A 14,206-nucleotide genomic window follows, 5' to 3' on the forward strand; every position below is an offset into this window, starting at 1 on the left:
CCTCCGCGGAAGAACAGCCGAAGTCCGGGTGTCGCCCGGACCCGCCGCCTTCGACTAGCGCTCGACCTCGCCCTTGATGAACTTCTCGACGTTGGCCAGGGCCTCGTCGTCGAAGTACTGGACCGGCGGGGACTTCATGAAGTAGCTCGACGCCGACAGGATCGGGCCGCCGATACCGCGGTCCTTGGCGATCTTCGCGGCGCGCAGGGCGTCGATGATGACACCGGCGGAGTTCGGGGAGTCCCACACCTCGAGCTTGTACTCGAGGTTCAGCGGGACGTCGCCGAACGCGCGGCCTTCGAGGCGGACGTAGGCCCACTTGCGGTCGTCGAGCCACGCGACGTAGTCGGACGGGCCGATGTGGACGTTCTTGTCACCGAGCTCGCGGTCGGGGATCTGCGAGGTGACGGCCTGCGTCTTGGAGATCTTCTTCGACTCGAGGCGGTCACGCTCGAGCATGTTCTTGAAGTCCATGTTGCCGCCGACGTTGAGCTGCATGGTGCGCTCGAGACGGACACCGCGGTCCTCGAACAGCTTCGCCATCACGCGGTGCGTGATGGTGGCGCCGACCTGCGACTTGATGTCGTCGCCGACGATCGGGACACCGGCCTCGGTGAACTTGTCCGCCCACTCCTTGGTGCCGGCGATGAAGACCGGGAGGGCGTTGACGAAGGCGACCTTGGCGTCGATGGCGCACTGGGCGTAGAACTTCGCCGCGTCCTCGGAGCCGACGGGCAGGTAGCAGATCAGGACGTCGACCTGGCGGTCCTTGAGGATCTGGACCACGTCGACGGGAGCCTCGGCGGACTCCTCGATCGTCTGGCGGTAGTACTTGCCCAGGCCGTCCAGGGTGTGGCCGCGCTGGACGGTGACACCGGCGTTCGGGACGTCGCAGATCTTGATGGTGTTGTTCTCGCTGGCGCCGATGGCGTCCGAGAGGTCGAGGCCGACCTTCTTCGCGTCGACGTCGAACGCGGCGACGAACTCGATGTCACGCACGTGGTAGTCGCCGAACTGGACGTGCATCAGCCCGGGGACCTTGGACGCCGGGTCGGCGTCCTTGTAGTACTCGACGCCCTGCACCAGCGAGGCGGCGCAGTTGCCCACGCCGACGATGGCTACGCGAACCGAACCCATTCCGGTTGCTCCCTGTTTGTTCTCGGACGAGGTCTGCGAGGTGCAGCCCTCATTTTTCGGTTTCGTCGGACGGACCTGATCGTCTCCGATCGCGTCCCGCCCGCTCACTCTCGATGAGCTCGTTCAGCCAGCGCACTTCGCGCTCCACGGACTCCATGCCGTGCCGCTGCAGCTCAAGCGTGTAGTCGTCGAGGCGCTCCCGCGTCCGGGCGAGTGAGGCGCGCATCTTCTCCAGGCGCTCCTCCAGCCGGCTGCGGCGGCCCTCCAGTACCCGCATGCGCACGTCTCGTTCGGTCTGGCCGAAGAAGGCGAAGCGGGCGGCGAAGGACTCGTCCTCCCACGTCTCGGGGCCTGTGTGGGAGAGGAGCTCCTCGAAGTGCTCCTTACCCGCGGCTGTCAACCGGTAGACGATCTTGGCGCGGCGCCCTGCGAGTGAAGCGGCGAGAGCGTCTTCCGGGGCGTTGCCCGGTTCTTCGATCAACCAGCCGTTGGCGACGAGCGTCTTGAGGCAGGGGTAGAGCGTCCCGTAGCTGAAGGCTCTGAACACCCCCAGCGACGTGTTGAGCCGCTTGCGCAGCTCATAGCCGTGCATGGGGGATTCACGGAGCAGTCCGAGGACGGCGAACTCGAGGATGCCGGAGCGTCTGCTCATTCGCCTGCCTCTCCTCCACCCCTGAGTCTTTATGTCGAGCTGATGTATCGGCTCGATACATCCAGACGATAGAACGGGCTGCCAACATCGACAAGGGGAGACGTGGTGACCGGCATCACATCACCGATTCGCACCAGGCAGGTTGCCTGATTTGGGGTGAACTTCGGCACTGGGCGGGTCTTGAGCGTGCGTAGTCTGTGGGCCATGACACCGGGGGGAACCGGAATTCATCTGCCGCTTCCAGGCCACTCGCCTGCCCGAGGAGTAGTCGTTCGATGAGCGAGCACCGCCGCAAACCGCCGCAGCCCCAGGGCGGGGGGCGGGCCTCCGCCCGCCGCGCCGCCCAGCAGCGCCCCCACAGGGGCGCCCCGGGCGGACGTGACGTCCCCACCGCGTCGCACAGCGGCCCGTACGCACAGCAGCCCTCGCCGGGCAGTCGCGCCGATGCCCGCCGGGCCGCGCAGAGAGGCCCCTCGGGCCGCGGCAGAGGCGCCGGACGCCCGGACAAGCGGCTCATCAACTACCCGCGGTCCGACCGGGACGGCTGGAAGCGCTTCGTGCCCTCCTGGAAGCTGGTCTCCGGCACCGCCCTCGGCTTCTTCGCGGTCATCATCGCCGGCGCCGGCATCGGTATCGCCATGGTGAGCACACCCGACCCGAACAAGGCCGCCCAGGCGCAGAACAACGTCTTCTACTGGGCCGACGGCAGCCAGATGGTGGCGACGGGCGGTTCGATGAACCGGCAGATCGTCCCCATTTCCAGCATTCCCCGGTCGATGAGGGACGCCGTGATCGCGGCGGAGAACGAGTCCTTCGAGACGGACAAGGGCGTGGACCCGATGGGCATCGCCCGCGCCGTGTGGAACATGGGCACCGGCGGTTCCACCCAGGGCGGCTCCACCATCACCCAGCAGTACGTGAAGAACACGTACCTGGACTCCGACCAGACGCTCAAGCGCAAGGTCACCGAGCTCTTCATCGCGCTGAGGCTCGGCGTCTCCGAGGAGAAGGACACGGTCCTCGCCGGATACCTCAACACCGCCTACTACGGGCGGGACGCCTACGGCATCCAGGCCGCGGCCCGCGCCTACTTCGGCAAGGACAGCCAGGACCTGAACCCCTCCGAGTGCGCGTTCCTGGCCGCCGTCCTGAAGGGCCCCAACCTCTACAACCCGGACGGCGGCATCGGCGCCGCCGCCACCCCCGAACTCAACGAGGACCGCGCCAGGAAGCGCTGGGCCTGGGTGCTGGACCGCGAGGTCGAGGTGGGCCGCATGGAGGCGTCGGAGAGGGCGAAGTACACGGAATTCCCGCCGCGCGTGGAGTCCGAGCAGGCCCGCGGGATGACCGGTCAGATCGGCTACCTCGTCGACACGGCCAAGGCGTACGTGATGAAGACCAAGGGCATCACCGCCGAGCAGATGGCCCTGGGCGGGTACCGGATCAAGACCACCTTCGAGAAGCCCAAGGTGGAGGCCATGGTCAAGGCGGTCGAGGACATCCGCGCCGGGCTGATCGACGAGAAGAGGCGCCCCGAGACCGACACGTTCGTCCAGTTCGGTGCCGCGTCCGTGGACGTGAAGACGGGCGCGCTCGTCGCCCTGTACGGCGGCCCGGGCTGGGACAAGAAGTACTTCAGCAACAACGCCAACACCAGCGGTGTCCCGGTCGGCTCGACGTGGAAGCCGTACGTCCTCGCGGCGGCCATGGAGTACGGAACCCAGAATTCCAACGGCAAGGGCATCTCGGTCGACAGCAAGTACCAGGCCAACGACCTCACCGTGATCAACAACCGTGAGGGCAAGCCGCTGCGCGACGCCTCGGGCAACCCCTTCCGGCAGAAGAACGAGAGCCCCACCCCCTTCGGGTACGTGACCCTCAACGAGGCGATGGAGAAGTCCATCAACGTCCCCTTCGCCCAACTCGTCTTCGACGTCGGCCACGACAAGGTCAGGAACGTGGCGAAGGCCACGGGCATCCTGGAGGAGTCGATCAACCCCAACGCCGACGCCTCCTTCGCCCTGGGCACCTCGACGCCCAGCGCCATCCGCATGGCCGACTCGTACGCGACCTTCGCCGCCTCCGGCACCCACCGCGAGCCGTACTCCGTGACCGCGGTCGAGAAGAACGGCGAGAAGCTGACCGGCTTCGAGGCGCCCAAGGACCAGCGGGCCATGGACAACGCGGTCGCGGACAACATCACCAAGGTGCTGCAGAACGTCGTCGAGAACGGCACCGGCAAGAAGGCCAAGAAGCTGGGCCGTCCCGCCGCCGGCAAGACCGGTACCACCGACGAGAACAAGTCGGCCTGGTTCGTCGGCTACACCCCGGAGCTGTCCACCTCCGTGGTCCTCTTCCGCACCGACCCCAACTCCGCCGAGAAGGCGTTGATCTCCATGAAGGGCGTGGGCGACATCCCCTCCCTCCACGGTGGTGACATCCCGGCCGAGATCTGGACCGAGTACATGGGCCTGGCCCTCAAGGGCAAGCCCGTCACGCAGTTCCCGGAGGCCGAGGCCATCGGCGTCGACGCCCACTCCGCGGGCGCTCCCTCCCCCACCCCGGTGGCGCCCGTGACGCCGTCCCAGTCCCCGTCCTCGCTCCCGCCCAGCTCCCCGCCGCCGTCCCCGACCCCCTCCAAGGGCACCGGCCGGCCGTGCAAGCCGTGGGAGCTGTACTGCGACCCGGACACCACGCGCGGCGGTACCAACGAGGGCGGTACCAACTCCGGCACCACCAGCGGGATCATCGGCGGGCCCAGCGGATCGCCGTCCCTGTCGCCCAGCGGCAGACCGGGCCGCCCGGGCGGACTGACCGGAGACACCAGCACCACCGGCACCACCCAGGACTGATCCGCCCCGATCCGCGGACCGAGGAAGGCCGTCGCACGCACGGTGCGGCGGCCTTCCCCCGTCCCCGGCCCCGTACGGCAGGATGAGCCCCATGACGAAGGTGCACGAGGACCGCCCCGTACTGCCCACACAGCAGGACGAGGTCGCCGCAGCCGGCAGTGAGCTCATCGGCGGCCCGCTCGGCCGCTACGCCCGGCTCGGCGGCCACTGGCTGGGACCGGTGCGCGTCGTCGCCCTCATCGCCATCGGCATGTTCGCGCTCGGCATGGTGCAGAAGCTGCCCTGCTACGAGTGGGCCTGGTTCCGCGGGGCGACCTCGCAGTACACCCACGCCTGCTACTCCGACATCCCGCACCTGTACGCGGTCCGCGGCTTCGCCGACAACCTGACGCCCTACCTCGACCGCTTGCCGGGCGACATGGAGTACCTGGAGTACCCGGTGCTCACCGGGCTGTTCATGGAGGTCGCCTCCTGGCTGACCCCCGGCAGCGGCTCCATGCAGCACCGCGAGCAGATGTACTGGATGGTCAACGCGGGCATGCTGATGGCCTGCGCGGCGGTCATCGCCGTCTGCGTCGCCCGCACCCACCGCCGCCGGCCCTGGGACGCCCTGCTCTTCGCCCTCGCACCCGCCTTCGCCCTGACGGCGACCATCAACTGGGACCTGCTGGCCATCGCCCTGACCGCGGCCGGGATGCTCATGTGGTCCCGCGGTCGCACGGTCCTGTTCGGCGTCCTCATCGGCCTGGCCACCGCCGCCAAGCTGTATCCGGTGCTGCTGCTCGGCGTCCTCTTCGTCCTCTGCTGGCGCGCCGGAAAATGGCGTTCCTTCGGCGCGGCCGCCCTCGGCGCGGCCGTGTCCTGGCTGGTGGTGAACGTGCCCGTCATGTTCCTCGCCTGGGAGGGCTGGACGAAGTTCTACACCTTCAGCCAGGAACGGCCCATCGACTTCGGCTCTGTGTGGCTGCTGATCTCCCAGCGCTCGGGCAACCCCCTGCACGACGCCAACACATACGCCACCGGGCTGACGCTCCTGCTCTGCGGGGCCATCGGGCTGCTCGCCCTGACCGCCCCCCGCCGCCCCCGCTTCGCCCAGCTGGCCTTCCTGGTCGTCGCCGCCTTCATCCTCTGCAACAAGGTCTACTCGCCGCAGTACGTGCTGTGGCTCATCCCGCTCGCCGCGCTGGCCCGGCCCCGCTGGCGGGACTTCCTGATCTGGCAGGCCGGCGAGGTCGCCTACTTCCTCGGAATCTGGTCCTACCTCGCGTACATCAACAGCGGCGACAAGCACCAGGGCCTGCCCGCCGAGGGCTACCAGCTGGCCATCGCCGCCCACCTGCTGGCCACGCTCTACCTGTGCGCCGTCATCGTCCGCGACGTGCTCCTGCCGGAGCGCGACGTCGTCCGCCAGGACGGTTCGGACGACCCGTCCGGAGGCGTCCTGGACGGCGCCGAGGACGTGTTCGTGCTGTCGGACGCAGCGAGGGCGCCGCGATACGCGACGCCCTCGGAGGGACAGCGGGTCGACTGGGGCGCCGGCCCCGGTCACTGACCGGGACGGCTCAGGCGTCCAGCACCCGGTCGAACTGCGTGGTGGTGTGCCGCAGGTGCGCCACCAGCTCGTCCCCGACCTTCGGCTCGGGCGCGTCGGCGGGCACGAACAGGATCGACACCTGCATGTGCGGCGGCTCGGCGAACCAGCGCTGCTTGCCCGCCCACACGAACGGCGACAGGTTCCTGTTGACCGTGGCCAGCCCGGCCCGGGCGACTCCCTTGGCACGCGGCATCACCCCGTGCAGCGCCTTCGGGGCCTCCAGTCCCACACCGTGGGAGGTACCGCCGGCGACGACGACCAGCCAGCCGTCGGAGGCGGCCTTCTGCTGGCGGTAGCCGAACCGGTCCCCCTTGGCGACGCGCGTGACGTCGAGCACCGAGCCGCGGTACTCGGTCGCCTCGTGGTCGCCCAGCCACAGCCGGGTGCCGATCCTCGCCCGGAAGCGGGTCTGCGGGAACTGCTGCTGGAGCCGTGCCAGCTCCTGCGCCCGCAGGTGGCTGACGAACATGGTGTGCAGCGGCAGCCGGGCCGCGCGCAGCCGGTCCATCCAGCCGATGACCTCCTCGACGGCGTCCGAACCGTCCGGGCGGTCCAGCGGCAGGTGCAGGGCGAAGCCCTCCAGCCGCACGTCCTCGATCGCGCCGTGCAACTGGCCCAGGTCCTGCTCGGAGATCCCGTGGCGGCGCATCGAGCTCATGCACTCGATGACCACGCGGGCGCCGACCAGGCCGCGGACCCCCTCCAGCGAGGACACCGAGCGGATGACCCGGTCCGGCAGCGGCACCGGCTCCTCGCCCCGGCGGAACGGGGTGAGGACCAGCAGGTCGCCGCCGAACAGGTCCTTGATGCTCGCGGCCTCGTACGTGGTGCCGACGGCCAGTACGTCGGCACCCATCCGGGTCGCCTCCTCGCACAGCCGCTCGTGCCCGAAGCCGTAGCCGTTCCCTTTGCAGACCGGGATCATCCCGGGGAACTGGTCCTGGACCTGCTTCTGGTGCGCACGCCAGCGCGCGGTGTCGACGTAGAGCGTGAGCGCCATGCCCGTCCGGGACCTCTCCTGTGAAGCTGCGCGGTGCAGCGGGGCTGTAGGGGTGAAAGCGGGTGGATCCGGGTCAGCGACGCGACATGTAGATGTCGAGCGCCTTGTGCAGCACCTTGTTCAACGGGAAGTCCCATTCGCCGACGTACTCCACGGCCTCGCCGCCCGTACCGACCTTGAACTGGATCAAACCGAACAGGTGGTCGTTCTCGTCCAGCGTGTCAGAAATTCCGCGCAGGTCGTAGACGCTCGCACCGAGGGCGTACGCGTCGCGCAGCATGCGCCACTGCATCGCGTTCGAGGGACGCACCTCGCGCTTGTGGTTGGCGGAGGCGCCGTAGGAGTACCAGACGTGCTGGCCGACGGTGAGCATCGTGGCGGCGGCCAGCGGCTCTCCCTCGTGGGTGGCGATGTACAGGCGCATCCGGTTGGGGTCCTCGGAGTTGAGGGCCGTCCACTGGCGCTGGAAGTAGCTGAGGGGGCGCGGGCGGAACTTGTCGCGCTCGGCCGTGATCTCGTAGAGGTGCTGCCAGGTCGGCAGGTCGTCGTAGCCGCCCTGGACGACCTCCACGCCGGCCTTCTCCGCCTTCTTGATGTTGCGGCGCCACAGCTGGTTGAAGCCCTTGAGGACGTCGTCCAGGGAGCGGTTGGCCAGCGGCACCTGGAAGACGTAGCGGGGCTGGACGTCGCCGAAGCCGGCGCCGCCGTCCTCGGCCTGCTGCCAGCCCATCCGGCGCAGCTTGTCGGACACCTCGAAGGCGCGCGGCTCGATCACCGAGGCCTCGACGTCGCGCAGGCGCTTCACGTTCGGGTCCTGGATGCCCGCCTTGATGGCGGCGGAGTTCCAGCGGCGGATGACGACGGGCGGGCCCATCTTCACGGTGAAGGCGCCCTGCTGCTTGAGGTGGGCCAGCATCGGCTGGAGCCACTCCTCCAGGTTCGGGGCGTACCAGTTGATGACCGGCCCCTCGGGGAGGTACGCGAGGTAGCGCTTCACCTTGGGCAGCTGCCGGTACAGCACGAGTGCTGCTCCGACGAGTTCCTCGGACTCGTTGAACCAACCGAGGTTCTCGGAACGCCACTCGTTCTTCACGTCGGCCCACGCCGGGACCTGGCAGTGGCTCGCCGAGGGCAGGCTCTGGAGGTAACCCAGATGCTGCTCTCGGCTGATGGTCCTCAGGGACAGGCTCATGCGGGGCGTCTCCTCGGCGGCTTCGCTGGCTATGCCGCGAAGCCTACTGCGACAGGGGCGCCACCCTTCTGGGGGACGGGCCGTGCGCCCGGACCGGAGTGCGGCCGGCGCCCTGCCGCGGAGGTGCCCCGCGCGGCCCCGTCAGCCCCCGAACAGGCCGCCGTGGAACATGCCGAGGTAGAAGCCGATGGCAGACGCGCCAAGGCCGATGATCAGCGCGAAGCGCTCGCGTGTCGTGACGGAGACGAACTGTCCGTACGCGCCGGTCAGGATCCCGATCAGCCCGGCCCACGAGCTGAGCAGGTGCAGGTTGTGGAAGAAGGCCGTGACGAACGCCACGACGCCCAGCGTCAGAGTGACCGCCATCAGGGCGTCCTGCAGCGGGTGGGGCTTTCCGTCGGTGGAGAGCAGGGAGATCTGAGGGGACCGCATTGCCTGTGCCATCGGAAGGCACCTCCTGAGCTGACGGTGCTGCGGGCTGCCTCCGGCAGGGGGCCGGGGGCATAGCACCGAGCACACCCGATGGATACAGATTGTGGTCCTCTCCGGCCGGATTTCAACCGGAAGGATGCGAGCAGGTAGTCTGTACAGCTGCGCGGTGTCTGCTCTGCGGACGCCGTGCTCACGCATCACGACCCTCCTGCCACGGAACGACCGTGGCCGCTGAGTCCAAAGGAGGTGGGTTCCACATGCGTCACTACGAAGTGATGGTCATCCTCGACCCCGATCTCGAGGAGCGCGCTGTCTCCCCGCTGATCGAGAACTTCCTCTCCGTCGTCCGTGAGGGCAACGGAAAGGTCGAGAAGGTCGACACCTGGGGCCGTCGTCGTCTCGCTTACGAGATCAAGAAGAAGCCCGAGGGCATCTACTCGGTCATCGACCTCCAGGCCGAGCCTGCGGTCGTCAAGGAGCTTGACCGACAGATGAACCTGAACGAGTCGGTTCTCCGGACCAAGGTCCTTCGCCCCGAGACCCACTGAACTTCGGTTCAGCGGTAATCGGGATCGAGTAGCACAGCAGCCCAGCAGCAATCCCCGCCGAGAGGTTCACCCATGGCAGGCGAGACCGTCATCACGGTCGTCGGCAATCTCGTCGACGACCCCGAGCTGCGCTTCACCCCCTCGGGTGCGGCGGTCGCGAAGTTCCGTGTCGCGTCCACCCCCCGCACCTTCGACCGCCAGACGAACGAGTGGAAGGACGGCGAGAGCCTGTTCCTGACCTGCTCGGTGTGGCGGCAGGCGGCGGAGAACGTCGCCGAGTCCCTCCAGCGAGGCATGCGCGTGATCGTGCAGGGCCGGCTGAGGCAGCGGTCGTACGAGGACCGTGAGGGTGTCAAGCGCACGGTCTACGAGCTGGACGTCGAGGAAGTCGGCCCCAGCCTGAAGAACGCCACGGCCAAGGTCACCAAGACCACCGGTCGCGGTGGCCAGGGCGGATACGGCGGCGGCGGTCAGCAGCAGGGTGGCGGCGGTGGCTGGGGCGGAGCCCCCAGCGGCGGCCAGCAGGGCGGCGGAGCACCCTCCGACGACCCGTGGGCGTCCAGCGCGCCGGCCGGTGGCCAGCAGCAGGGCGGCGGCGGGGGCGGTTGGGGCGGAAGCTCCGGCGGCTCCGGCGGTGGCTACTCGGACGAGCCGCCCTTCTAGGGCAGCTCACCCCACACTTCTTGATCACACAGGAGAGACACTATGGCGAAGCCGCCTGTGCGCAAGCCTAAGAAGAAGGTCTGCGCGTTCTGCAAGGACAAGACCGCGTACGTGGACTACAAGGACACGAACATGCTGCGGAAGTTCATTTCCGACCGCGGCAAGATCCGTGCCCGCCGCGTCACCGGCAACTGCACGCAGCACCAGCGTGACGTCGCCACGGCCGTGAAGAACAGCCGTGAGATGGCGCTGCTGCCCTACACGTCCACCGCGCGATAAGGAAAGGGTGACCGACCAATGAAGATCATCCTGACCCACGAGGTTTCTGGCCTCGGCACCGCCGGCGACGTCGTCGACGTCAAGGACGGCTACGCTCGCAACTACCTGGTCCCGCGTGGTTTCGCGATCCGTTGGACCAAGGGCGGCGAGAAGGACGTGGCGCAGATCCGCCGCGCCCGCAAGATCCACGAGATCGCGACCATCGAGCAGGCCAACGAGGTCAAGGCCAAGCTCGAGGGCGTGAAGGTCCGTCTGGCCACCCGCGCGGGTGAGGCCGGTCGTCTCTTCGGTTCCGTGACCCCGGCCGACATCGCCACGGCGATCGAGGCTTCCGGTGGCCCGAAGGTCGACAAGCGCCGCGTGGAGCTGGGCTCCCCGATCAAGACCCTCGGTTCGCACCAGGTCTCCGTGCGTCTGCACGCTGACGTTGCCGCGAACGTGGGCATCGAGGTCGTCGCCGCCTAAGGGCAGCACACGAAGGGCCGCACCCCGTCGGGGTGCGGCCCTTCGTCGTTTCGCGAAGCATGTGGCTACCGGCGGCAGGCGATGTTTCACGTGAAACACGGTGCGCGGACATGCCGCCTCGCCGTGTTTCACGTGAAACACCTACCGGGTGGCGCCCGCGACCGCCCATCGGCCGGAGCGGGCACGCAGCTGGAGGGTCACCATCCGGGCCAGCATCATGAGGGTCATGGCCCACCACAGCATGGTGAGGCCGCCTCCCAGGGCCGGGACGAGGAGTGCGGCCGGGGTGAACACGGCGAGCGTCACGAGCATGGCCGCGGCCAGGTAGCGGCCGTCGCCCGCGCCCATCAGGACCCCGTCGAGCACGAAGACGATGCCCGACACGGGTTGGGAGAGGGCCACGACCAGCAGGGCGGGCAGGAGGGCGTTCTCGACGGCCGGGTCGCTGGTGAACAGCGGAATGAAGACCGGTCGGGCGAGAACCACCAGCAGGCCGAGCACGATGCCGGTCACGATCCCCCATTGCACCATCCGGCGGCAGACGGCCTTGGCGCCGTCGGTGTCGCCCGAACCCAGGTACCGGCCGATGATCGCCTGTCCGGCGATTGCGATGGCGTCGAGGGCGAAGGCGAGCAGGCTCCACAGGGAGAGCAGGATCTGGTGGGCCGCGATGTCGGCGTCACCGAGCCGGGCGGCCACGGCGGTCGCGATCATCAGAATGGCGCGCAGGGACAGGGTGCGGACCAGTAGGGGAGCACCGGCCTGGGCGCAGGCACGGATTCCCGCCGCGTCGGGCCGCAGGGAGGCTCCGTGCCGACGGGCGCCGCGTACGACGACGACGAGGTAGGCCGCCGCCATGGCGCACTGGGCGAGGACCGTGCCCCAGGCGGAGCCGGCGATGCCGAGGCCCGCGCCGTAAACGAGTGCGACGTTCAGGATCGCGTTGAGGGCGAAGCCCCCGATGGCGACGTAGAGCGGGGTGCGGGTGTCCTGGAGGCCGCGGATCACACCGGTCGCGGCCAGGACCACGAGCATCGCCGGGATGCCGAGCGCGGAGATGCGCAGGTAGGTGAGCGCGTGCGGGGCGACCGTGTCCGAGGCGCCGAACACTGCGATCAACGAGGGCGCGGCGGGAAGTACCACGGCGATGACGGCCACACCGAGCAGGAGCGCGAGCCAGATGCCGTCCATCCCCTGCCGGATGGCCGCCTGCAGGTCGCCCGCCCCGACCCGGCGGGAGACGGCCGCCGTGGTGGCGTAGGCGAGGAAGACGAACACGCTCACCGCGGTGGTCAGGAGGGCGGCGGCGATGCCCAGGCCGGCCAGCTGGGGTGTCCCGAGGTGCCCCACGATGGCACTGTCGGCCATCACGAAGAGGGGCTCGGCGACGAGTGCGCCGAAGGCCGGGACGGCGAGTGCGAAGATCTCCCGGTCGTGCCGTCTCGGCCCTGCCGGGGGTGCTGCGAGGGCCTGTGTCATGCGACCAATCTAATCTTCCACAGGTAATGGATGCAACCGGGTCTGGATCCTTACCACCGTGCTGACTTGCGCGTTCTCTCCGGTTCTTCGGCGGCGTTCACGGAAGTGTGGCGAACAAATTTCGCGAGCCGGCTCGGTGGACGAAGAAATGCCAGGTCAGCGTGGGTAACGGGGGTCCCCGGGTGATTTTGTCCACAGCGTCGTCCCCTGGTCCGTGCACAGCTTCCGGGGAGTTACCCACAGCATTGGCGCCGTCATCCACACGTCATCCACAGACCCTGTGGATAACAAGATTGGCTGACGCCGCTCCCGGCCCTACCGTGGTGCGTTGCCCGACTCGCCGACAGCCGATTCGGGTGCCCCAAATGTCAGAGCCGTGTCGTAGAAAGAGTCGCACGGCGAGGTCCGCCTTGCGGACGGGAGGAGGCCCGGTGAGCATGCCCCCGGAGCCCATGGACGACCCCTGGGCCGACAGCGGTCCGAGTGACCGTCTGCCCGCTCGTCCGCGCCGCAACAGCGAGGGCCGGGGCCGCGGCGACGAGCAGCACGACCGGGGACGCGAGGGTGGCTCCTGGGACGGCGGCGGCTTCGAGCGCGTCCCTCCGCAGGACCTCGATGCCGAGCAGTCGGTGCTCGGCGGCATGCTGCTCTCCAAGGACGCCATCGCCGACGTCGTCGAGGTCCTCAAGGGCCACGACTTCTACCGGCCGTCGCACGAGACGATCTACCAGGCCATCCTCGACCTCTACGCCAAGGGCGAGCCGGCCGACCCGATCACTGTCGGCGCCGAGCTGACGCGACGCGGCGAGATCAGCAAGGTCGGCGGGGCCTCCTACCTGCACACCCTGGTCCAGTCCGTGCCGACCGCGGCGAACGCGGAGTACTACGCGGAGATCGTGCACGAGCGGGCCGTCCTGCGCCGCCTCGTCGCCGCCGGTACGAAGATCACGCAGATGGGGTACGCGGCCGACGGCGATGTCGACGAGATCGTCAACAGTGCCCAGGCCGAGATCTACGCCGTCACCGAGCAGCGGACCTCCGAGGACTACCTGCCGCTCGGCGACATTATGGAGGGCGCCCTCGACGAGATCGAGGCCATCGGTTCGCGCAGCGGCCAGATGTCCGGCGTCCCCACCGGTTTCACCGACCTGGACTCGCTGACCAACGGCCTGCACCCGGGCCAGATGATCGTCATCGCCGCCCGCCCCGCCATGGGCAAGTCCACGCTGGCGCTGGACTTCGCGCGGGCCTGCTCCATCAAGAGCAACCTCCCCAGCGTGATCTTCTCCCTCGAAATGGGACGCAACGAGATCGCCATGCGCCTCCTCTCGGCGGAGGCCAGGGTGGCACTGCACCACATGCGTTCGGGCACGATGACGGACGACGACTGGACCCGGCTGGCCCGCCGGATGCCCGACGTGTCCGCCGCCCCCCTCTACATCGACGACTCCCCCAACCTGTCGATGATGGAGATCCGGGCCAAGTGCCGACGGCTCAAGCAGCGCAACGACCTCTCGCTCGTGGTCATCGACTACCTCCAGCTGATGCAGTCGGGTGGCTCGCGCCGCCCCGAGAGCCGCCAGCAGGAGGTCTCGGACATGTCGCGAAACCTGAAGCTGCTGGCGAAGGAGCTGGAGGTCCCGGTGATCGCGCTCTCCCAGCTGAACCGTGGTCCCGAGCAGCGCACCGACAAGAAGCCGATGGTCTCCGACCTGCGTGAGTCGGGCTCGATCGAGCAGGACGCCGACATGGTGATCCTGCTGCACCGCGAGGACGCCTACGAGAAGGAGTCGCCGCGCGCCGGCGAGGCCGACCTGATCGTGGCCAAGCACCGCAACGGCCCCACGGCGACGATCACCGTGGCCTTCCAGGGCCATTACTCGCGCTTCGTGGACATGGCCAACACGTAGCAT

The 14,206-nt window shown here is 68.7% G+C and carries 13 protein-coding genes; 7 read left to right on the plus strand and 6 right to left on the minus strand.

All coding sequences use genetic code 11. The features are described from left to right. Positions 1-54: 54 nt before the first annotated feature. Both IF89_RS0106510 and IF89_RS0106515 read right to left on the minus strand, forming a co-directional pair. Entirely contained in the window at positions 55-1,137 is a 1,083-nt protein-coding gene (locus IF89_RS0106510) for an inositol-3-phosphate synthase (protein ID WP_030762531.1), read from the minus strand. Between the two features lie 49 nt (positions 1,138-1,186). After that, a complete protein-coding gene (locus IF89_RS0106515) occupies positions 1,187-1,789 on the minus strand; it encodes a PadR family transcriptional regulator (protein WP_030025751.1) in 603 nt (200 codons plus the stop codon). A 275-nt stretch (positions 1,790-2,064) separates the two neighbouring features. On the opposite strand from IF89_RS0106515, the gene IF89_RS0106520 reads away from it, so the two are divergent. Then, positions 2,065-4,641 (plus strand): transglycosylase domain-containing protein, encoded by a 2,577-nt coding sequence (locus tag IF89_RS0106520; protein WP_078628128.1) that lies wholly within the window; start codon positions 2,065-2,067, stop codon positions 4,639-4,641. Positions 4,642-4,732: 91 nt separating this feature from the next. Continuing rightward, positions 4,733-6,193, plus strand: a complete 1,461-nt coding sequence (locus IF89_RS0106525; protein ID WP_107047216.1) for a glycosyltransferase family 87 protein — start codon at positions 4,733-4,735, stop codon at positions 6,191-6,193. Positions 6,194-6,203: 10 nt separating this feature from the next. Here the strand turns inward: IF89_RS0106525 and IF89_RS0106530 are convergent, their stop codons facing one another. From IF89_RS0106530 to IF89_RS0106540, 3 genes are all read right to left on the minus strand, one after another. Beyond that, entirely contained in the window at positions 6,204-7,235 is a 1,032-nt protein-coding gene (locus tag IF89_RS0106530) for an alanine racemase (protein ID WP_030762540.1), read from the minus strand. A gap of 73 nt (positions 7,236-7,308) precedes the next feature. Next, the gene (locus IF89_RS0106535) at positions 7,309-8,427 is read right to left on the minus strand and encodes a lipid II:glycine glycyltransferase FemX (protein WP_030025757.1); all 1,119 of its coding nucleotides are present in this window, start codon (positions 8,425-8,427) and stop codon (positions 7,309-7,311) included. Positions 8,428-8,568: 141 nt separating this feature from the next. Further along, complete coding sequence (locus IF89_RS0106540) at positions 8,569-8,871, minus strand: hypothetical protein (protein ID WP_030762543.1); 303 nt, start codon at positions 8,869-8,871, stop codon at positions 8,569-8,571. 245 nt (positions 8,872-9,116) lie between these two features. Between IF89_RS0106540 and rpsF the strand changes: the two genes are divergently transcribed. The 4 genes from rpsF (at position 9,117) to rplI (ending at position 10,814) form a co-directional block, all read left to right on the plus strand. Next, entirely contained in the window at positions 9,117-9,407 is a 291-nt protein-coding gene (rpsF, locus tag IF89_RS0106545) for a 30S ribosomal protein S6 (RefSeq protein ID WP_004950685.1), read from the plus strand. A 72-nt stretch (positions 9,408-9,479) separates the two neighbouring features. Continuing rightward, a complete protein-coding gene (locus IF89_RS0106550) occupies positions 9,480-10,070 on the plus strand; it encodes a single-stranded DNA-binding protein (RefSeq protein WP_030762545.1) in 591 nt (196 codons plus the stop codon). Positions 10,071-10,112: 42 nt separating this feature from the next. Continuing rightward, on the plus strand, positions 10,113-10,349 hold the full coding sequence (gene rpsR / locus IF89_RS0106555) for a 30S ribosomal protein S18 (RefSeq protein WP_005315025.1): 237 nt from the start codon (positions 10,113-10,115) through the stop codon (positions 10,347-10,349). Between the two features lie 18 nt (positions 10,350-10,367). Further along, the gene (rplI, locus tag IF89_RS0106560) at positions 10,368-10,814 is read left to right on the plus strand and encodes a 50S ribosomal protein L9 (protein ID WP_030762548.1); all 447 of its coding nucleotides are present in this window, start codon (positions 10,368-10,370) and stop codon (positions 10,812-10,814) included. 141 nt (positions 10,815-10,955) lie between these two features. Here rplI and IF89_RS0106565 read toward each other — a convergent pair whose 3' ends face one another. Beyond that, positions 10,956-12,293, minus strand: a complete 1,338-nt coding sequence (locus tag IF89_RS0106565) for an MATE family efflux transporter (RefSeq protein ID WP_030762550.1) — start codon at positions 12,291-12,293, stop codon at positions 10,956-10,958. A gap of 452 nt (positions 12,294-12,745) precedes the next feature. Here IF89_RS0106565 and dnaB point away from each other — a divergent pair, with 452 nt between their 5' ends. Continuing rightward, entirely contained in the window at positions 12,746-14,203 is a 1,458-nt protein-coding gene (gene dnaB, locus IF89_RS0106570) for a replicative DNA helicase (RefSeq protein ID WP_030762553.1), read from the plus strand. Positions 14,204-14,206 lie beyond the last annotated feature (3 nt).

Source organism: Streptomyces sp. NRRL F-2664 (assembly GCF_000719345.1).
Classification (GTDB): domain Bacteria; phylum Actinomycetota; class Actinomycetes; order Streptomycetales; family Streptomycetaceae; genus Streptomyces.